The organism is Filomicrobium insigne, from assembly GCF_900104305.1.
GTDB lineage: Bacteria > Pseudomonadota > Alphaproteobacteria > Rhizobiales > Hyphomicrobiaceae > Filomicrobium > Filomicrobium insigne.
Window position 1 is genome coordinate 1,068,220 of record NZ_FNJC01000001.1, and the last position, 19,090, is coordinate 1,087,309.

Annotated in this window: 18 protein-coding genes and 1 tRNA gene; 6 read left to right on the forward strand and 13 right to left on the reverse strand. The window is 58.2% G+C overall.

Features of this window, described 5'->3' with window-relative positions:
* Window positions 1-49 precede the first annotated feature (49 nt).
* Window positions 50-1,063, forward strand: coding sequence for a cysteine synthase A (cysK, locus tag BLS30_RS04805; RefSeq protein ID WP_090227424.1), 1,014 nt, complete (start codon window positions 50-52; stop codon window positions 1,061-1,063).
* A gap of 23 nt (window positions 1,064-1,086) precedes the next feature.
* Here cysK and pyrE read toward each other — a convergent pair whose 3' ends face one another.
* The 7 genes from pyrE to BLS30_RS04840 all read right to left on the reverse strand — a co-directional run bounded on the left by pyrE (window position 1,087) and on the right by BLS30_RS04840 (window position 8,084).
* The gene (pyrE, locus tag BLS30_RS04810) at window positions 1,087-1,659 is read right to left on the reverse strand and encodes an orotate phosphoribosyltransferase (protein ID WP_090226942.1); all 573 of its coding nucleotides are present in this window, start codon (window positions 1,657-1,659) and stop codon (window positions 1,087-1,089) included.
* 23 nt (window positions 1,660-1,682) lie between these two features.
* Window positions 1,683-2,543, reverse strand: a complete 861-nt coding sequence (gene olsB, locus BLS30_RS04815) for a l-ornithine N(alpha)-acyltransferase (protein ID WP_483099029.1) — start codon at window positions 2,541-2,543, stop codon at window positions 1,683-1,685.
* Window positions 2,544-2,956: 413 nt separating this feature from the next.
* Window positions 2,957-5,392, reverse strand: coding sequence for a PAS domain-containing hybrid sensor histidine kinase/response regulator (locus BLS30_RS04820; RefSeq protein ID WP_090226947.1), 2,436 nt, complete (start codon window positions 5,390-5,392; stop codon window positions 2,957-2,959).
* A 161-nt stretch (window positions 5,393-5,553) separates the two neighbouring features.
* On the reverse strand, window positions 5,554-5,784 hold the full coding sequence (locus BLS30_RS04825) for a Trm112 family protein (RefSeq protein WP_046477301.1): 231 nt from the start codon (window positions 5,782-5,784) through the stop codon (window positions 5,554-5,556).
* 29 nt (window positions 5,785-5,813) lie between these two features.
* Entirely contained in the window at window positions 5,814-6,494 is a 681-nt protein-coding gene (locus tag BLS30_RS04830) for an LON peptidase substrate-binding domain-containing protein (RefSeq protein ID WP_046477300.1), read from the reverse strand.
* 51 nt (window positions 6,495-6,545) lie between these two features.
* Entirely contained in the window at window positions 6,546-7,463 is a 918-nt protein-coding gene (gene trxA / locus BLS30_RS04835) for a thioredoxin (RefSeq protein ID WP_046480015.1), read from the reverse strand.
* Window positions 7,464-7,559: 96 nt separating this feature from the next.
* The gene (locus BLS30_RS04840; RefSeq protein WP_046477299.1) at window positions 7,560-8,084 is read right to left on the reverse strand and encodes a prolyl-tRNA synthetase associated domain-containing protein; all 525 of its coding nucleotides are present in this window, start codon (window positions 8,082-8,084) and stop codon (window positions 7,560-7,562) included.
* Window positions 8,085-8,253: 169 nt separating this feature from the next.
* On the opposite strand from BLS30_RS04840, the gene BLS30_RS04845 reads away from it, so the two are divergent.
* A tRNA-Gly gene (locus BLS30_RS04845) sits at window positions 8,254-8,328 on the forward strand.
* A gap of 140 nt (window positions 8,329-8,468) precedes the next feature.
* On the forward strand, window positions 8,469-8,900 hold the full coding sequence (locus BLS30_RS04850) for an SAM-dependent methyltransferase (RefSeq protein ID WP_090226950.1): 432 nt from the start codon (window positions 8,469-8,471) through the stop codon (window positions 8,898-8,900).
* Window positions 8,901-8,909: 9 nt separating this feature from the next.
* On the opposite strand, the gene BLS30_RS04855 is transcribed toward BLS30_RS04850, so the two are convergent.
* Window positions 8,910-9,833, reverse strand: coding sequence for a ParA family protein (locus BLS30_RS04855; protein ID WP_046477298.1), 924 nt, complete (start codon window positions 9,831-9,833; stop codon window positions 8,910-8,912).
* Between the two features lie 491 nt (window positions 9,834-10,324).
* On the opposite strand from BLS30_RS04855, the gene pqqA reads away from it, so the two are divergent.
* Window positions 10,325-10,414 (forward strand): pyrroloquinoline quinone precursor peptide PqqA, encoded by a 90-nt coding sequence (gene pqqA, locus BLS30_RS04860; RefSeq protein WP_046477297.1) that lies wholly within the window; start codon window positions 10,325-10,327, stop codon window positions 10,412-10,414.
* Between the two features lie 75 nt (window positions 10,415-10,489).
* On the opposite strand, the gene BLS30_RS04865 is transcribed toward pqqA, so the two are convergent.
* The 5 genes from BLS30_RS04865 to htpX form a co-directional block, all read right to left on the reverse strand.
* Window positions 10,490-11,023, reverse strand: coding sequence for a GNAT family N-acetyltransferase (locus BLS30_RS04865; protein WP_052743723.1), 534 nt, complete (start codon window positions 11,021-11,023; stop codon window positions 10,490-10,492).
* A 33-nt stretch (window positions 11,024-11,056) separates the two neighbouring features.
* Window positions 11,057-12,649, reverse strand: coding sequence for a bifunctional phosphoribosylaminoimidazolecarboxamide formyltransferase/IMP cyclohydrolase (purH, locus tag BLS30_RS04870; protein WP_090226953.1), 1,593 nt, complete (start codon window positions 12,647-12,649; stop codon window positions 11,057-11,059).
* Window positions 12,650-12,744: 95 nt separating this feature from the next.
* On the reverse strand, window positions 12,745-14,526 hold the full coding sequence (locus BLS30_RS04875) for a heparinase II/III family protein (protein WP_046477295.1): 1,782 nt from the start codon (window positions 14,524-14,526) through the stop codon (window positions 12,745-12,747).
* Between the two features lie 164 nt (window positions 14,527-14,690).
* The gene (locus BLS30_RS04880) at window positions 14,691-16,145 is read right to left on the reverse strand and encodes an RsmB/NOP family class I SAM-dependent RNA methyltransferase (RefSeq protein ID WP_244465016.1); all 1,455 of its coding nucleotides are present in this window, start codon (window positions 16,143-16,145) and stop codon (window positions 14,691-14,693) included.
* A 5-nt stretch (window positions 16,146-16,150) separates the two neighbouring features.
* Window positions 16,151-17,125, reverse strand: a complete 975-nt coding sequence (htpX, locus tag BLS30_RS04885) for a zinc metalloprotease HtpX (protein ID WP_046480011.1) — start codon at window positions 17,123-17,125, stop codon at window positions 16,151-16,153.
* A gap of 199 nt (window positions 17,126-17,324) precedes the next feature.
* Here htpX and BLS30_RS04890 point away from each other — a divergent pair, with 199 nt between their 5' ends.
* Together BLS30_RS04890 and BLS30_RS04895 are read left to right on the forward strand one after the other, a co-directional pair.
* Window positions 17,325-17,501, forward strand: coding sequence for a DUF1674 domain-containing protein (locus BLS30_RS04890; protein ID WP_046480010.1), 177 nt, complete (start codon window positions 17,325-17,327; stop codon window positions 17,499-17,501).
* Between the two features lie 228 nt (window positions 17,502-17,729).
* Window positions 17,730-18,971, forward strand: a complete 1,242-nt coding sequence (locus tag BLS30_RS04895; RefSeq protein ID WP_090226957.1) for a pilus assembly protein — start codon at window positions 17,730-17,732, stop codon at window positions 18,969-18,971.
* Window positions 18,972-19,090: the final 119 nt, after the last annotated feature.

A 19,090-nucleotide genomic window follows, 5' to 3' on the forward strand; every position in this document is an offset into this window, starting at 1 on the left:
ATGTGGTGGCCCTATCAAAGCGCCAACGGCTGATCAGAGGACACAAACCATGACAGACTCTCCGGATACGATTGCGGCTACGGCCAGCCAGAGTTGGGGACGGGGCCGCGTCTATGGGAACATATCCGAGACGATCGGCCATACGCCTCTGGTTCGGCTTGGCAAAGTTATGGCGGCGGCGCGCTCGGTCGCCGACGTGCTCATGAAGCTGGAATTTTTCAATCCGCTGTCTTCGGTCAAGGATCGCATTGGCCTGGCGATGATCGACGCGTTGGAGGCTGACGGGCGCATCACCCCAGGGCGGAGCGTGCTCATCGAGCCGACCTCTGGCAACACGGGTATTGCGCTGGCATTCATTGCAGCCGCGCGTGGATATCGCATCATTCTGATCATGCCGGAATCGATGTCGCTGGAGCGACGCAAGATCCTTGCCCATCTCGGCGCCGAACTTGTGCTGACGCCCGCGAGCGGGGGCATGGCTGCGGCGATCGAGAAGGCCAACGAATTAGCCAGTGCCATCCCTGGCGCTGTTATTCCCGCTCAGTTCGACAATCCGGCCAACCCGGCGATCCACGCCAAAACAACGGCAGAAGAAATCTGGTCGGATACAGGTGGCAACGTCGATGCGCTGGTGATCGGAGTTGGGACCGGAGGCACTCTGACGGGCTGCGGCCGCGTCCTCAAAGCGCGCAAGCCGGACCTGAAGGTAATTGCGGTCGAGCCGTCGGCTAGCCCCATCTTGTCCAAAGGGGAAAAGGGGCCGCACAAAATTCAGGGCATTGGCGCTGGCTTTATCCCTTCTATTCTCGATCGCTCGCTGATCGATGAAGTCATTACCGTACCGGACGACATGGCCTTTGAAGCCGCCCGTATGCTTGCGCGGATCGAGGGTATTCCGGGTGGGATTTCGACGGGCGCCAATCTGGCGGCAGCACTCACCGTCGCTGGACGCTCATCCATGTCGGGAAAGACGATCGTGACCTTCGCACCTTCAAGTGCTGAGCGTTACCTGTCGAGCGATCTGTTCGCGCAAACTGCTGAAGGAGCTGCCACAAGCGGTTGAGACAGCTTCGCCGGGTCGACGGCTTAAGAAGATGGCGCTTCTTTCAAGAACTCGGCGGACGTGAAAAGTGATGCGAAGGGGATGGTTGCGTCGCGATAAAGCTCCGTCGCGCCTGACTGGCGATCCAGGATCGAGATCACTAAGGAAATCTCGGCTCCAACCTCGCGCAGCGCTTCGATCGCTGACATCGCAGAGCCGCCCGTTGTCGTTACGTCCTCGACCACAACGACGCGCTTACCGCTGATGTCGCTTACGCCTTCGATGCGTTGACGCGTGCCATGTCCCTTCACAGCCTTGCGCACGAAAAACCCCGGAATAGGTCGCCCCTGAAGACCACTTACCAATGCCAAGGGGCCGATCAACGGCACTGCGCCCATTTCAAGCCCGCCGATATAGTCCACCTCAACATCTTTCAGGCGATCCAAAATTAACTCGGACAGTGCCTTCGCGCCTTCGGGATCGAGCATCGTCGGCTTCATGTTGAAGTAGTGGTCGCTTTTGGCACCCGACGCCAACGTGATCTCGCCCCGGACGAACGACTTCTTCTTGATAATTTCGAATGCGCGCGCGCGGGCGGCGGCGAGATCAGACGTCATGAACAATTACCTTGATGGCTCCCTTATGCGTCGACGGCAATGCGACTGCGGACTTCTTCCGGCGCACCGAAGTGCTCAAAATAACGCGGATCGATATTCTCGACGGGCAAGACGATAAGCACGTCAGTCGTGCCAAACTGATGGTCTATGACCGCACCGTCGCCAACGGTCGCGCCTAAGCGGAGGTAGCCCTTGATCAAAGGCGGGAGCGCCTTCAGCGCAGCTTTGGCATCGATCTTCTCGATTGGGATACGGTCCATAGGCACGTGCAGATGATCGTGGGCACGACACCGCCATTCGGGCGACGCGAGAGCATGATGATGAAGGAAGCTCAGGGCCATCGCATGCGCATCCGGATCCGTACCGGCGAAGCTCGCGCAGCCAATCATTACGTCGACCTTGTGCTCGCGCACGTAGGTCCAGAGACCATGCCAGAGCAGCTCAACTGTGCGCTTGTTGCGATAAGGCTTGAGAACGCAGGACCGACCAAGTTCCATGAACTTGTAGTTCGAACGCCGCGCCTCGACCAGTGGTGCAATGTCGTATTCGCTCTGCGTATAGAACCCTTGCGCGCGCTCTGCCTGCTCCTGTCGAAGAACGCGATATGTGCCGACGACTTCGGGACGGCGGCCTGACGTCCAACCATGCCCGCCCGCGGGTTTGGCATCGACATCCACCACAAGCAAGTGATCGCAGATGGCATCATAGTCATCCTCATCGCGACGGCGCATCTGGCTCAGCAGACTTGGGACGGCTGACATCTCTTCGTAGAACACACGATAGCGTAGGTTTTGGGCGCGGCGCAGATCCGCGCGCGATTGTGCAAGGCGCACCTCAAGAGAGCCGACGCGGCCATAAATGCGCGGAATCTGACGACGAGGCATAAGGAACGCGGCGGATCGGCCTGCGTCAAATGCCCTGCGTATCGGAGCCTTTTTCGTCTCCATCATAGAGCGACTGTCTCCCCTCACCCGGATCATCCCGGGCCGGTCGCTTAAGACGGACCGGTATCGTCATTCTCGTTCGACGGCCATCGCCCCAGGCCATCGGACCACCCTGTTCTTAATCATACGCTGGAAACGGCTAGATTCGGTAGTCTGTCGTGTCTTGCGAACACGCTACTTGTGCACCGAAAACTCTGTAGGCCTAGAGCGACTTAGCTCGCCTTACGCCGTTCATTCCATACAACGATATTCCACCCCTCTCGCCGCTTTTACGGCCAGAATGCACCGTTGTAACTAAAATTGTGGGGATGAGGTAGCGGCTGTCAACCGCCCGAAGATGTGGGGTGCTTGCCCTATTTGCCGGCGAGCCGAACCGATTCGTTCCGTCCGGCTTCATGCCAGTCGTCAAGCACACGCTGAAGCGTACCGATCAATGCATCGGGCTCAAATGGCTTGGCCAAATAGTCGTCGAAACCAGCCTCCAGACATCTCCGGCGATCTTCCGTGAAGGCGTGAGCCGTCAACGCAATTATGGGAGGGCTGCGTAAATTCGTGTTGCCCGCTGCCCCCGAAAACAGGGCGTGGATGCGGCTGGTCGCTTCATCGCCGTCCATGCCGGGCATAAAGAGATCCATCAAGATAACATCGGGGACCGCAGTATTCGCGGCCAGCGCGTCGGCGATATATTCAACTGCCTTCGCGCCATCGGATACGCTCGCAACCTCAAATCCGGCCTTCTCAAGTACGCGCGTGGCGACAAGTTGATTGATTTCGTTGTCTTCTGCGAGAAGCACAAACGGTGGGCTATCGACGGCCGCTTTCCCCTTCTCACGTTCACGGGATTGGTCCGAATTTGGATGATCGTGCGTTTGCTCGATAACCGACAAATTCTGATCCCATCCGGCCCCCGGCGTCACAAGTTGCCGAAGGACCGCTTCCGGGCGCACAGGCCGGATCAGATACGCATCGAAACCGACGTTGCGGTAGTTCGCAAAATCTGAACGGCTCATGGCATCGATAAGGACGAGCCCTTTCGCGTCGGCAGCACATTCGCGCGCTGTAGTAAGGATTTTTGCTGCATGCTCGGGTACGCGGTTCGCGTCAACGACAACGCGCGTAAATGGTGCATTCGCCGACTGGGCAGATCTGATCGCGTCGCATGCTTCGTCGAAATCGCTCTCCAAAACTGAGACACTGTAATAGCGCAGGAGATTGGCGAGCGCGCCGCGCTCCAACCTTTTATCGAAAGCGAGGAGCACTTTCCCCTCGTAACTCGTGACAGATTTAGCGGAAGCCCACGTGCGCTGCGTTTTCATCGTGGAAACCGGAAGGGACAGGTCCACGATAAAGCTCGTTCCGTAGCCCGGTGCCGTTTCCACGCGGATATCACCGCCCATCGCTCTTGCGAGGCGCTTTGAAATTGCCAATCCAAGACCTGTTCCGCCGCTTCCGCGCTGACGCGCGGCATCAGCCTGCTCGAATTCCTGGAACAAAGCCGCAAGGTCTCGCGGCGACAGGCCAATGCCGGTATCGCGAACTTCTATGCTGAAGCTAAAACTGGGCGTTGCCTCCGACGGTGGCGCGGACGGCTCAGGGCCTCGCTTCACAACCGAAATGATCACGCCGCCCGTGTCGGTGAATTTGACGGCATTCGAAATCAGATTGAGCAGAATCTGCCGAATGCGGATCTCATCGCCAATGACATCACCTGCCAGGTCCGGGTCCATGGTCCAGGCGAGTTCGATATTCTTTTCGAATGCTCGCGGCGCCATCAGCTCGACGCTGCTCTGAACGCAATCAGCAAGATTGAAGGGACTCTTGTCGATCACCAGTTTGCCGGCTTCGATCTTCGAAAAGTCGAGGATCTCATCGATCAGCGCCATAAGCGTGCGCGCAGACCGACTGATTGCGGCCGTGTAAGTGCGCTGCTCAGGTGTTTGTTCCGTGTCCGAGAGGAGGTTTGCCATGCCGAGTATACCGTTCATCGGCGTTCGGATTTCATGGCTCATGGCTGCGAGGAAGCGTGATTTTGCCCGGTTGGCAGCCTCTGCCTGGTCGCGTGCCTCGTAGAGCTCCTCGGCCGTCTTGCGCTCCTCGGTTACGTCGCGCCCCACCAACTGAACTTCGCGCACACCCGACTCGTCAGGGGGAAGTTCGTGGCGTTCCCACGCGATCCAGCGTGGGCCTTCGAGGGTTGCGAGACATTGCATCAGGTGCGGAGTGCGACCGTCAGTCGAGGTGGCGGAATCGGTTTCCAATACCGTTGGCGTAAAGACCTTACCGAATGCATCTCTGGGCTCGAGTCCGAAAAGCCGAAAGAAGGATTTGTTGGCGAAGGTCAAGCGCTCCTCGGCATCCCGACGCAGGATGATATCGTCCTGGGCATCAAGGAGATCCCGATAGCGCGCGTGATTTTCCGACAGTTCCCAGCGCAGATCGTACATGCGCTCGATGTTGTTCAGCGGATCATCCAGAGGATGTTCGGCCTGGGCGCTGCGATCCACGGCGGGTTCTGCTCGCCCACGAAGCAAAAGCATCAGAGCGATCAGGCTTGCGCCCAACATGATCAGAATTTGATAATCTGTAAAAACGGCGGGTGCGAGCACGGCGCCAGCAAGCATAAGCGCAAGGCCGAGAACATTAACATATCGGTCGTACCGGCTAAGGAATTGGACAATCTCGGTTGGCTTGCGCCTCGTCTGCCCGCCAGGTGTTTGCCTGCGCGCCAGCGGATCGAGCACATTCAGCTCAACCCAATTCCGAAGTTCCTCCAGTCCCCACCGCTTCACGTCTCATGCCTTACGCAACACACACACGCTGCGGACAGACAATCATATCGTGTTCAATAAAATCTGAAGCACTATGGTTAACGGTTTAATTCCGGGCACTTTGTTCCCGCATCCCTGCGGTCAGCGGAATTCAAACCAAGAGCTTTTGGGGCCCTTGAGGGTCACTCGTCATCCAGATGACGCGCTGCTTCGAGCGTCATCAGTGGAATTCCGCTCTTAATGGGAAAAGCCAGTTTTGCGGCCTTACTCACCAGCTCGTGACGCTTCGGGTCATAAACGAGGGGCTTTTTGGTCAGCGGACACACGAGAAGCTCTAGCAGCTTCGGATCGGGGATTTCTGCCTCCGAAGCCGGTTTATCCTGCCGATTGCTCTCGCCTTTCACGTCTGTCATGGCGGGCTCAGTCCTCAAGGACACTTAACTTACTGTAGGGTACCGCCGTCTGCGCCGCCAGAAGCGAGCTCCATTTCCGCTAAGGCAACCAGCACATCAGCGCGCGACTTCAAATCGGCGGCCTCAAGAAGTGCTTGCTTCTCCTCTGGGCCATAGGGGCTCATGACGGATAGAGCATTGATCAACACTTCGTTGGACGCGCGCAAGATAGCACTCCAATCAGCTTTAAGGCTGTTGGCATCCAAATAACTACGGAGAACGCGGAGAAGGTTTTCGCGATCAACCTCCTCTTCTCCAAGGCCAGCCTGGAAGTCATCAGCGTATCGGTTGTAGTTGACCTGCATGATCCGGTACGGCGTATCCGAATGCACTTCGTTTTCCACATCGAAGCGCGCCACACCGGTCAACGTGATGACGTAGCGGCCATCGTCAAGCTCTTGGTACGTGGTTATCCGGCCTACGCAGCCAACCGCACGCAGATCGCAGCTTTTGTCGGAAGGGCTCTCCTCTTCCTGCACGCCGCCATCCGGTTGAATGATCCCGATAACGCGGTTTCCACTCATGGCGGCTTCGACCATGGCGAGATAGCGCGGTTCAAAGACATTCAATGGGAGCGTTGCGCGGGGCAGCAGAATAGCTCCACGCAGCGGGAAAACCGGAATCTGCGGCGGCAGATCTGCAGGCCGTCGATACAGGTCGGTCATTGCCAAGGGCGGTATCCTTGTGATTGGCGATGCGACGCACGCTTCGCGGCAGGCCAATTATGAGAACAACAGTGAAGACAAACGACGCCGACCCGCCATTGTCGCAGGGTCTTTAGGGCCCCAAGCCTCGAAAAACTCAACGAGCTGCTTGCGGGCCGCGTCTTCGTTCCAGCCGCGGTTGCGTGCGATGATTTCAAGTAAATGATCGACTGCAGCCGTCTTGTCGCCCGAAGCGGCCAAGGCGACAGCTAGGTCGAATCGCGCCTCATGATCCGTGGGGTCGCTGGCGACGCGGGCTTCCAGCTCTGCGGGCGGGCCGGAGCTTCCCGCCTTCTTGACCAGCGCTAATGCTGCAAGAACGGATTGCACGGCAGGGTCTTCGCGTTGATCAGGCGGCACAAGTTCAATGGTCTGTTCCGCGCGGGTGCTGTCACCGCTTTTCAAATAGCATTGAGAGAGACCTGCAAGCGCGGGCGCATTATGTTGATCCGCACGAAGAATTTCAGCATAGATTCCGGCCGCCCCTTGCAGATCCCCTGCATCGAAGGCCTGCTGCGCAGCTTCCAAAACAGCGGCAACATCGTCTTCGGCTTCGTCTGTAAGCAGGCGGTCAACGAATGCGCGCACCGTGCTTTCCGGCTGCACACCCATGAAACCATCAAGGGGGCGGCCATCGCGGAATGCATAAACGGTTGGCAGGGACTGGATGCGCAGCTGTCCGGCAAGGGCCGCGTTCTCATCCGTATTGACTTTTACCAGGCGCACCTTGCCGCCGTAGCTGCGCACGACCTTTTCCAGCACCGGTGCAAGCTGCTTACAAGGTCCGCACCACGGAGCCCAGAAATCGACAATCACAGGCACGTGCTGCGAGGCTTCGATAACGTCCTTGCCGAATTGGGCGGTCGTGGTGTCCATCACGACATCGGCCGCGTTCGTAGGATCGCCTGCCGCGTCTTTGCCCGAACCGAATAGCATTGTTGTGTTCTCCTTTGGACCGATCACCCAGATCGGCCAATATTCATTCATCCCCGGAAGCGACGGGATGAACGGAAATCCCGTGTAAAATTCAGTCTACTCAACAGTAGACGTCAGATCCGTGACGCTTGGCGTATGTCCGCATGCGCGAATGAACCGCAAAAGGTCCTCTCGCGCAATGCTTGTTGTCGCTGTGTTCTCCAACGGATGACAATTGATCGTATCGAATTCCATGAGCGCCTGATCGATTACAACGCTGACGCGCCCCGTTGGATCATTAATCAAAGCAAATGCCGTAACCGAGCCCGGGGACACGCCCAGAACAGTCTTCATGAGGTCGGCCTTGCCAAAACTGAAGCGGGCCGCACCCAGACGCTTATGCAACGACTTGAGGTCAATACCAGTTTGCGCATGGGCAATTATCAAGAACAATCGTCCCTTGGCGTCTTTAAGAAACAAATTCTTAGTATGGCCACCAGCGATGTCGCGCTCCAACGCCTCACTTTCAGCAACGGTGAAGACGGCTGGGTGTTCGATCGTCTGGACGCGAATATCGAGTTCAGCCAACCGATTGAATAACTCTTGGCGGGTGGCGGGCGGGCTCGCAGCGTCAATAGTCATGGTGGGGCAGGGTTTCCGTTCCAAGCGTGTGTCTAAGGGCGTAAAAACGGGACGAAGGCCCACGTTATCCGCCTATCGATATGGACGCGCGCAGACACTATTGCAATCGTTCGGCACTTGCGTCATAAGACGGGGCTCGCACCGATCACTCGGTGCGTGGCCCAGGATTGCGGATGTAGCTCAGGGGTAGAGCATCACCTTGCCAAGGTGAGGGTCGCGCGTTCGAATCGCGTCATCCGCTCCAATTTCTCTCATTAGATTCAAATATATATATTGCCTCTATGCGGCAGTGGCTGCGCGCGACGATCGCGCCTTGCCTCTCCATGATTTATTGTGCGCATTCGGGGGCACCCCGATTATTGGGTTTCTTTGCCGGAAAGTTGGATGGCGAACGATCTATCAGCGCGCCTTGCAGCAGTTCTGAACGCTTTGCCGCTGCGTGAGGGCCTTCGCGTGCTGGAAATCGGCTGCGGCCCCGGGGCGTTGGCCCGCGCGATTGCTATGCGTATCGGGGATGGACACGTTCTCGCTATAGACCGGTCCGCAAAGGCGATCGAGCAAGCCAAGTCGGCTTCACAAGCGGAACTCTCAAGCGGCCGCCTCACATTGCGTCAAGCCGCGATTGAAGATTTCGAATTGCACGCTCATGAGGCGCCCTACGACATAGCGGTTGCCATTCGCGTCGGAGCCTTAGATGGCCGGCATCCCGAATTGGAACGTCGTGCCTTGCGCCGCGTAGCCGACGCGCTCACGTCGCGAGGACAGCTGTATATCGATAGTGGCAATCCATTGCGGGAGGTTCGGCTTCGCGACTGAGTTACCCCATCAACCCGCGGGGTGCGCTTCAGCTTCGGACGTCGCCTCGCTACGGACGGGCTCGGGCGACGGCGGGGGTGGCGGCGGGGCTGCCAAGGGCCGGTTGGCCGCTTCGAGGCGCACTAGAACCTCCCGGGACAGCGTTTTGATTGCTTGGCCGACCTGCCCTGGATATTTGGCTCCATAGGAGCGCTGCTGCGGCTGGAAACGAGCCGCATCCTGAAGCGCGTTCACGCGCGGAATTGACGATTCGAAACAACGATTTTCCGGATTTGACCGGAGCCAGTTCACATATTCCGTGTCCACAGGCGACGCGAGATCGCGCATGTTAACGAGGACACCAAGATTTTCAGCAAATCCCATTTCCGGATTGAGCGACTTAAACCGGCGGAAAACTTCGAGACCGCACACCGACACATAATCGGCTTTCGTGGGAGAGAGGTGGAAATCAGCTTCGCGCAGCCAGCTTTCGGTCAAGACCGAGAGACCGGGCGGGCAGTCGATCAGGATAATGTCGAAAACGGGCCGGACCTTACGAAGCACATCAGCGATTGTGTTGCGCAAGCTGGCATGCAGGGACTCCTTGGAGACCTCGCGCTCAAATAGCGTGAGTTGCATGTCGCTCGGTATCAAATAGACGGATCGGGCATCGTCGACGTCAGAAACATTACGGACAACAAAGTCCGCCCATTCGATTTGATTTTCGCGCAGGACCGTCGCGACCAGATAATCGACAATTGTAAGTCCATCACGCTGCAAGCCGAACAGATCGGTCACCGTCATCAGCATGCTGGAGACAGACGCTTGAGCATCACTGTCGATTACGAGAACATTCTTGCCGTGCTCTGACGATAGCGTTTCGGCTAGTGCGGCAACGATCGTTGATTTACCGACCCCACCCTTGGTGTTCATCACCGCAATCGTATTACGCATTACCCAGATCGCCCCTTTGCGTATTTCCGTACCCGGCCGCTTGCCCGGCAATTTTCGAAAATGAACTCACGCCCCGCATATGATCTACAGGCCGCCCGGCGCGAAGGCCAGACGCAGCGCCAAATTCGCAAATCGCTCCCTCTTTGGGTTTGCTTGGGGAATATGGCGGTCTCGGGGAGATAAGCCTTCGAAAGCCCAACAATTGGCCAATTTTGTCGGTTCGCGGCCGCTATCGTTACCGGGACATGCTGACATACGGTTAACCGCCCTCACGCGGTTTTAAGGCCGGCAATCCGAGACACGAGAAAGGCTGCAAAAAAAGCCAACTAAACCGAACGAAATAACATAACATATCTTATGGAATAACGTTACGCCGATTAGCCTGCCTTATAATACGCGAGCTAAAATACGATTGGTTGCGGCGGATGTGTTGAACTATATGTCTGTTCGGGATTTGCTACGGCACTCCCGAAACATTGGAGGAATTTATAATGAAGATCTGGAACAAGCCGCAGGTTCGCGAGCAGGAAGTTGGTCTTGAAGTCACCAGCTATCTGCCGGCTGAAATCGACGTTATCTAAGGTTTTCAGTTTATCCCATCCTGATGGTTGGGATGAAGACATTGCGGCGACCGCAAGAGCGGTCGCCGTTTTGTTTTAGTGGGCCGACGTTCGTTGCGGCCGGTGGCGAACCATCAACCAGGACGCCCCAAAGATCGGATCATTCCAGACCTGCACCCAGGCAAAGCCAGCGCTTTCATAAGCGCGGACCGCATGTTCATTTCGCACAGAGACAAACACACACAGCGCGACCGACAGCGTCGTCGAGAAAACTTCATCGGCGAGCAGGTCGAGCGCAGTGCCACCTATGCCGCGCCCTCGATGTTCGGGTGCCGCCACGAACACTTCCACATCCCAAGCGCCGGGTGGCAGCCCGTCCGGAAGCGTCTCCCCCCAAAACGTCGCGTCAATGGCGTGCGTATAGCCGATGGGCTGGCCGTCGATTTCGATGATACGTGCAAGTGCTGACGGTGTTTCAAACACGAGGCGGATTTCAGCCTGAGCCGCGGACTGGCTCCCCCACCACTCCGCGACTTGAGGCATCTTGAGCCACGACTGGATCAACGGCCAATCAGCCTGCGTGGCGGGACGCAGGCGAACGGTTGGGCCTTCTTGTTCGCGCCTCGACATCTGTTCAACATGCGCCGATCGCGCCTTGGTAAGCTAGTGGCGGAAGTGCCGGATCCCCGTAAATACCATTGCCAGATTACGCGCGTCAGCGGCTGCGATCACTTCCTCATCCCGCATCGATCCGCCGGGTTGGATAACGGCGGTCGCCCCAGCATCTGCGGCGGCAATCAAGCCGTCCGCGAAGGGGAAAAATGCATCGGAGGCAACGACCGAACCGCGTGTCAGAGGCTCTGCGATTTCAGCGGTTTTAGCGGCTTCACCAGCCTTCCAAGCCGCAATACGCGTCGAATCCACGCGGCTCATCTGGCCGGCACCGATGCCGACGGTTGCGCCCTGACGGGCGTAAACGATGGCATTTGATTTGACGTGCTTCGCCACTTTGAATGCAAAGCGCATGTCGGCGAACTCAGCTTCGGTGGGCTGACGTTTCGTCACCACCTTGAGGTCGAAATCCTCCACGACGGCGTCGTCCCGCGATTGCACGAGCAATCCGCCGGCCAGCGACCGGACCAGCAAGCCCGGGGCACGCGGATCAGGAAGCATATTGGTTGTGAGAAGACGCAGGTTCTTCTTGGCCGCAAAAATTTCACGGGCAGCGTCGCTGGCTCCGGGGGCAATAACGACTTCCGTAAAGATCTGCGTCATGGCTTCGGCCGCTTCGGCATCAATCTCGCGATTCAAAGCAATGATGCCGCCAAACGCACTGACCGGATCGCAACGCAATGCCTTCTCATAGGCGTCCTTCAACGTCGCGCCGGTGGCAACGCCGCAAGGGTTGGCGTGCTTTATGATCGCCACGGCAGCCGTTTTCGACGGGTCGAATTCCGCGACCAACTCGAAGGCTGCGTCTGTGTCGTTGAGATTGTTATAGGACAGTTCCTTGCCCTGATGCTGATGCGCCGTCGCGACGCCGGCGCGCGAAGGGGCCATGTGATAAAAGGCTGCGGTCTGGTGTGGGTTCTCGCCATAGCGCAGCGGCTGAGCCAGGCGGCCGCCGAAACTGCGCCAGGTCGGAACATCCTCCTTAACCACCTCAGCAAACCACCGGCTTATCGCGGCATCGTAGGCTGCGGTGCGGGCATAAGCCTTCGCGGCAAGCCTCCGGCGCAGCTGAATAGTCGTGCCACTCGCGTTGGCGCGCATCTCTGCGAGCACACGTTCATAATCATCAGGATCGACGACCACGGCGACGCCATCGAAATTCTTAGCTGCGGCGCGGATCATTGCCGGCCCGCCAATATCGATATTCTCTATGGACGTATCGAAATCCGCTCCAGAAGCGATGGTTGCCTCGAACGGGTAGAGGGACACCACGAGGAGATCGATGGGCTCGATCCCATGCTGCTTGGCTGAGTTTTGATGTTCAGCGCTGTCCCTTATGGCCAACAGGCCGCCATGCACAGCGGGATGCAGGGTCTTGACCCGACCATCCATCATTTCGGGAAACCCGGTCAGCTCGGCGACATCGCGAACCGGCAATCCAGCGGCGGCCAGCGCCGCGGCTGTGCCACCCGTCGAAACGATCTCGACGCCCGCGGCCGCAAGCGCTTCCGCAAACGGCACAAGCCCGCTCTTATCGGAAACCGAAATGAGAGCGCGCGTAATCCGCCGGATGCTGTCGGTCATTATCTGCCTCTTGTTTTTGATCTTCGTGGCCGGGGCCGACGCAATGCGGGCCCGTTTGGCTCACGCCGTTAGCACGATACCGGCCGGAAGCGAAATCAGCGTTTCGACTCACTCTCATTGCTTGTCGTGACAGCCGGGAGCGGTGGCGGGCTCTGCGGTGCATTGACCTTGTCGTCCGCTACGAGTTGCCATTCGACTTCGCTGCCCCCGTTCGTTGACCCACGAACGACGATCTGCAGGGAGCTTGTCGGGCCGGCCGAATCCGCAAAGTGCACGCTTTCTTCGACGCTGACATCTCCACCATACGCCGAGAAGCGCCAGATCGATCGGTCTGGCAATTCAATCGCGACCGTTCCCGTCTTGTTGGCCGACTGGGCTACGACGATTTCCGGGTGCAGGTGGAAATGGATTGAGAAGGGTATATCGCGATTGAGCCGCACGACTTTTTTCGGCCCCGATATACGGTCAATGCCGCTCAGGCAGCGGCCATCGGCCGAAAGCGTTAGTTGGCGATGATGAATGAGGCCAAAACGACGGACATACCCATCATGGCTGGCGGAAATGCTGGCATCAAGGCCTGTCGCATCGCTTAGCGAATGTGTGACGTTGTCGGGATAGCGGATCGGTGGCGCACCCGCCAATTCTTCCAAGAACGGATGGCGCACCATCTTCGATGAAGATTTCTCGCCGAGACATAGCGTGTTGTGACTGACCGTGGCACGGGCACGATGCAGCCATTCTCCGTCCGCGGAGCCTGGTGCACCGCCGTTGGCCAGAACCATCTGGCGGCCCACGCTCAATTCGAAAGACAGGCTCCCTGCGTGTGCTATTCCCGCATATTCGAGCGGCGGTGGACCGCCGACGTCCGCGACGAGGATCGCGGCTTCTCGCGATATTCGCGCGTACCTCGATGGTCCCGCGCTCATAGTCTGAGCTTGGCCGCCCAGATCATCATAAGCGAGAACTGTTGCGAGGTGGGCCGGGGCTGGAACACTCACACCATTGAAGCGCGCCAAACAACCATCCCCCATGCGCATGTACCGAAGCATCGTGAGCATTCGGTGGATGGCGCTCGTCACCTCGGCTGGCGGTTTGCGGCCCCGCGCGACGAAGCACTGACTGAGCGGCAACAGATCGAGCATCAAATCAATAAGCAGGGCCGGATTACGGCTGACGTGGCCACCGTCTTCCAAGATCTGACGTGAAAGCTCCCCAGCGAGTTTGGCTTCCGCATCACGCAGTTGGCGTTCGTGTCCTGCTATCGACAGGTCAGCCAAGACAATGGCGATCAACGTCAGCAATCTCGGCGAACCTACTGGCGCCATGCGCCATGTCGCAGAGAGACGGACTAATTGATAACCGAGGCTCTCGGCCACAATATCGAAGGTTTTTGGGTCAGCGTCTTCCAGCAAGAGGCTGGCATGCGTAATCCAGGAAATCATACGGCGCGCGATGACTGCCGGCTCCCAAGCCACTCCGGATGAATGATGATGGCGCGTCGCCCAATCGACGGCGAGTTTACGCGCGACATCCCGTGCTTCCGGCTCCTCGGCGGCATCGAGATGGCGTAGCCAGCCGAAACCATGCAGTTCCCTATTCCATGCGAGATTCTGCGCTTTCAGGTCGAACGGCGAGCGGCCATCGAGTGTTGCCAAAGACCCCGCTAGGCCGAACTGGCCAACCTGAATTTCATGAAAAAAGCTCGGATCGGCGGTATGGAGATCCTGCGGAACAATGAGCAACTGATCCGCGACGTTGGAGCCATAACGCCAGCGCAGAGCGGGAGAATAGAGGGCGCGCGCCAGCATACGGCGCCGGGCACGTCCCGCTGCCAGCTTAGACACGCGATATTGCTCGGACAGGCTTAATCGCGCCATGTCGTTCCCCGAAACTCCCACGCTCCAGATTGGCATGAATGCAAATCTGGCTCCCGCTACATTATATCAGATCGCAGCACTTCCATGGCGGGCGCTACGATGTGCACAAATGGATGTGCGGTTTTTGCCCGCAGCCCTAAAGCCACTTCCGCTGAAGTTTTCCGTCAGAGCCGACGCAAGCGGGCCGCAAAGAAGCCATCCATGCCCTTTGGAACGGAGACGCCGTCTCCTTCTGCAACGATCGTTGGCGTGAAGGACGGAAGCGTTCGTAGATACCCTTCAGGAGTGATCCAGCTTGCTTCGATCCCAGCCAGTCCGGGTTCAATCGGCATTACCTCAAATTCCGGGTGGGATGCGAGAAAAGCAGACATCTGCTGTTCGCCCTCTTCGGGCTCGAGCGAGCACGTGCAATAGACAAGGCAGCCTCCAGGCCGAACGAGGTTCACGGCATTTTCCAGCAAGCTTGCCTGAATTGTCGCGAGACGTGCGACATCGGATTCCCGTTTCAAATGAATGATGTCGGGATGGCGGCGAATTGTGCCGGTTGCCGTACAGGGTGCATCGAGCAAAACGGCGTCGAACTGACGTGCGGGGTTCCACGTCGCGATATCTGCCTCAACGAGTTCTGCGGAGAGCCCGAGCCGGTCCAGGTTTGCTGCGAGGCGTTGGAGCCGATCGGCCGAAATCTCAACGGCGGTGACGCGGGCCCCTGTGGCAGCGAGCAGCGCCGTCTTACCGCCGGGCGCCGCACAGAGATCGGCAACTTCGGCGGCAGGTCCGACGGTCAAGCTTGCTAAGCGAGCCGGTAACGCAGCCGCAGCATCCTGTACCCACCAGTCACCCGAAGCAAAGCCTTCCAAATCTTCAATGCGTCCGCCAGGAACAAGGCGCACCGTGTCTGTGGCCAACGCTGCACCGTTTAGCCGCTCCGCCCACTGCGGTGGAGCGGACTTCACGCTTAGATCGAGCGCAGCCTCCTGTAAGGAGGCTTCTGCGATGTCTTGGGCCGTCGCTTCACCGTAGTTTTTGACCCATCGGAGCCACATCCAACCTGGAAGGGTCTCACGTATGGTCTCACGATCAGAAGAGACGGATACACCGTCGCGAACCAACCCTCTCAGCACCGCGTTCACGAGCTTGTCCAGGTGGCTGCCCGCGCGCGCGTAGCGCGTCTGATCAACCGCAAGACTGATAACCGCGTGTGGTGGGATCGCCAGCCGGCATAACTGCGCAGCAGCCGTCAAAAGTATCGCTCCAATCCGGGCGTATCGCGCCGATAACGGCTTGTCCAAACGGCTATCAAGCCTTGCTTGCAAGGGACGCGCATAGCGTAGCGTCGTCGCCGCGATCTGCCGTGCTAAGCCGCGATCGCGCGCTTCCAGATCTGCGTAACGCGGTGCGGCAAAGGCCGCGGTCAGAGCCTCGTCAAAAGCGCGGTTCTGAGTGAGGACGGCGACGACCAGATCGACAGCCAACTCTCTTGCTACAAGGCCGGGAGGTGTATTCTTCCCGGTGGATTTTGGCACGCCTATCCGCTGATCCGCTTTTGCGACGGGGCCCGACGTCGCCGGCCGCCGCTTACCGCGCCGGGGATTTGCTTTCGATTGCTTTTGGTTCACCCGGTTCAGCCCCAAGGTCCGCGGCCGCCATCGGTGTCGCGCGCAGTGCGTGACCATGGCCCTCCCGGCTGTCGCGCCGGTTCTTCCGTATAGGCGGGGGCCGAAGACGACTGCGTGATGTTCATCTCGCGTGCCAAGGCTTCAAGCGCGGCGATGCGATTGCCAGTCGCTGGATGGGTGGAGAACCAATTGTCGACGCCACGACCGTTGAGCGGGTTGATGATGAACATATGCGCGGTCGCTGGAGCATGTTCGGCCTCTTCGTTGACCGTACCACGTGCATAGCGCTCGATCTTACCCAGCGCGGACGCCAACCACAGAGGATTGCCACAGATCATGGCGCCCATCCGGTCGGCTTGATACTCGCGTGAACGGCTGATCGCCATTTGAACAAGCATCGCTGCAAAGGGCGCCAAAAGTGCCGCACCGAGCACGCCGATCCAACCGAGTGGGCTGGATCTGTTTTCATCGCTGCCACCGCCGAACATGGCGCTAAACTGAAGGTACTGAGCCAGCATGGAGATGGCGCCGCCGATGGTGGCGGCAATCGTCATGGTCAACGTATCCCGGTTTTTGATGTGCGCGAGTTCGTGTGCAATGACGCCCGCCAGCTCTTCACGTGAACTGATATCGAGCAGCCCGGTAGAAGCAGCGACCGCTGAGTGATGCGGATCGCGCCCCGTGGCAAACGCGTTGGGCTGCGGAGACGGAAGAATATAGACTTTCGGCATGGGCAAATCGGCATTAGCCGCCAAACCTTGCACCAAGCGGTAGTATTCCGGAGCATTGGCCTCGGAGACCTCCTGAGCCTGATACATCCGAAGCACCATTTTGTCGGAGTTCCAGAAACTGAATCCGTTCATGACCAGGGCCACAATAAACGCGATGACCATGCCGGTGCTGCCTCCGATCAGGTAGCCCATCATGACGAATATTGCAGTCAGGAACGCCAGAAGCATGGCTGTCTTGACGTAGTTCATCGGCATTCAGATCACTCCACAACGGTCAATAGCGCCGGTCGTATATTACGCTACCGGCATAGATGCTGGGCTCTATATGGGTTAGTCTTTCGACCTCGACTAGCCTGAATGGCAAACGATAAGGAGAAAATCCGTGAACGATGGATCTGACCGGGCAGGATTAGATGAAAGTCCGGCTCGTACAGATGAAAATGCTGCGCTGGAGAAACGAGACCTCTCCCCCGCTGCCCAGCGGGCTTTGCGCGAAGCAGAAGAACGGAGGCGCGCAGCGGAAGCCGAGGCTAAACCGGGTGCGCGTGAGTTGGGCGGCCGCGATGGGCCAGACCCCGTTCGCTATGGAGATTGGGAAAAGGGCGGGATCATTTCCGACTTTTAGCCGTCCTTAACACTGGCCGAAATCCTCTATCGTAACGAACGATAACTCATCTGATTTCTATAATTTTTACCATTCGGCGCGGACAATTTTTCCGACTTGTCGCAGGGCTGCTGCCATTTAACGCGATCTACACCGAATATTGCTACGCGTGGCGGGGTCTGGACCGGCTCCGGGGCGCCGCACCCACTTGCCGGATCAGAGTTTGCGTACCGTCCAGGGAGAAATTGCATGCTCCGTCGTTCCCGCTTTCCCAAGGCTTTCCTAACCGACGAGAACGGCGGCGTCGCTGTGATGTTCGGGCTCGTCCTTTTGGGGGTCCTGTTTGCCGCTGGGATGGCCGTCGATTATGGTCGCGTTGTGCATACGAAGACCCGGCTGGCGCAAGCTGTAGATGCTGCGGCCCTTGCCGCGGGCCGCGCATTGCTTGACGGCCGGCTGTCGAATAGCGACGTCGAAGAGATCGCGACGCGCTATTTCGATACGAACCTGGGTGAAAGGTCGGGTTTCGGAACCGTGGGCCGGCCCGTCATCCAAATTGTCCGTGAGACCGGCGAAGTTCACGTCACGGCAGACGCGAACGTCCCCATGACACTCACTAAGATTGCCGGTTTTACCAATGTGAATGTGCCCGCAACAGCTTCCAGCCGTTTTGATGATCGCGACATCGAACTGTCGATGGGGCTCGACATTACCGGTTCAATGGGCGGCTCCAAGATCGCTGCGCTGAAGTCAGCCACGAACGCGCTGATCGACATTATGCTTCCGGACCCGGGCGGTGACACCGAGAACGAGGTGCGCGTGGCGCTTGCCCCTTATTCATCCGGCGTCAATGCCGGTGACTACGTACAAGCTGCAACGGGTCAAAAGAAGCAAAGCTGTACATTCGAGCGCGAAGGCTCGAGCCCAACCGGTGATCAGTCGCCCGGGCCAAACAACTACCTCAAGGTCCAAGGGGATGACGGGATAGCAAAAAGACCTACATGTCCTAGCGCGAAGGTTATTCCGTTGACCAAGGATAAAGCGCTGTTGAAGCGCGAGGTTTCCCGTTACAGCGCCAACGGGGCCACGGCCGGGCATCTCGGCGCGCTGTGGGGTTATTTTTTGCTTTCGCCCAATTGGGGGGGCGTCTTCGGAGGCGATAGCGTGCCCGTAGCCTATGGGGATCGTAAAACGGTCAAGGCTATGGTTTTCATGACCGATGGTGAGTTCAACACGATCGGCGGAACCCAATCCTGGCGGAATACTAAAGAGAGCCAAGACACGGCCGTCGAGATCTGCCGCAACATGCGCTCCAACTCAATCCTGGTTTACACCGTTGCCTTCCAGCTAAACTCAACCAGCACAAAGCAGATGCTGCTCGATTGTGCGGGCAGTCCCGACCGGTATTTCGATGCTTCAGACGATGAGGCGTTACGCACCGCGTTCACGCGCATTGCGACACAGTTGAACAATCTACGTCTGACGAACTGATTTCGCCGATCCTCGCGGGCAGTCTGGCACCTAGTCGCCGGAAGCTAACGTGAGGCCGAAGAGACGAGTCCGGCTCCCGGGGCAAGCCCCGGGAGTTTGATCCATACATCGGTCAACGA

Excerpts from the sequence above, each read along its gene's own strand:
- olsB (WP_483099029.1), bottom strand. The coding sequence starts at position 2,543 with ATGCCTCGTCGTCAGATTCCGCGCATTTATGGCCGCGTCGGCTCTCTT.
- BLS30_RS04895 (WP_090226957.1), top strand. The coding sequence starts at position 17,730 with ATGCTCCGTCGTTCCCGCTTTCCCAAGGCTTTCCTAACCGACGAGAAC.
- BLS30_RS04825 (WP_046477301.1), bottom strand. The coding sequence starts at position 5,784 with ATGACAGACGTGAAAGGCGAGAGCAATCGGCAGGATAAACCGGCTTCG.
- pyrE (WP_090226942.1), bottom strand. The coding sequence starts at position 1,659 with ATGACGTCTGATCTCGCCGCCGCCCGCGCGCGCGCATTCGAAATTATC.
- BLS30_RS04840 (WP_046477299.1), bottom strand. The coding sequence starts at position 8,084 with ATGACTATTGACGCTGCGAGCCCGCCCGCCACCCGCCAAGAGTTATTC.
- BLS30_RS04850 (WP_090226950.1), top strand. The coding sequence starts at position 8,469 with ATGGCGAACGATCTATCAGCGCGCCTTGCAGCAGTTCTGAACGCTTTG.
- htpX (WP_046480011.1), bottom strand. The coding sequence starts at position 17,125 with ATGAACTACGTCAAGACAGCCATGCTTCTGGCGTTCCTGACTGCAATA.
- BLS30_RS04875 (WP_046477295.1), bottom strand. The coding sequence starts at position 14,526 with ATGGCGCGATTAAGCCTGTCCGAGCAATATCGCGTGTCTAAGCTGGCA.
- BLS30_RS04855 (WP_046477298.1), bottom strand. The coding sequence starts at position 9,833 with ATGCGTAATACGATTGCGGTGATGAACACCAAGGGTGGGGTCGGTAAA.
- cysK (WP_090227424.1), top strand. The coding sequence starts at position 50 with ATGACAGACTCTCCGGATACGATTGCGGCTACGGCCAGCCAGAGTTGG.
- purH (WP_090226953.1), bottom strand. The coding sequence starts at position 12,649 with ATGACCGACAGCATCCGGCGGATTACGCGCGCTCTCATTTCGGTTTCC.
- trxA (WP_046480015.1), bottom strand. The coding sequence starts at position 7,463 with ATGCTATTCGGTTCGGGCAAAGACGCGGCAGGCGATCCTACGAACGCG.
- BLS30_RS04865 (WP_052743723.1), bottom strand. The coding sequence starts at position 11,023 with ATGTCGAGGCGCGAACAAGAAGGCCCAACCGTTCGCCTGCGTCCCGCC.
- pqqA (WP_046477297.1), top strand. The coding sequence starts at position 10,325 with ATGAAGATCTGGAACAAGCCGCAGGTTCGCGAGCAGGAAGTTGGTCTT.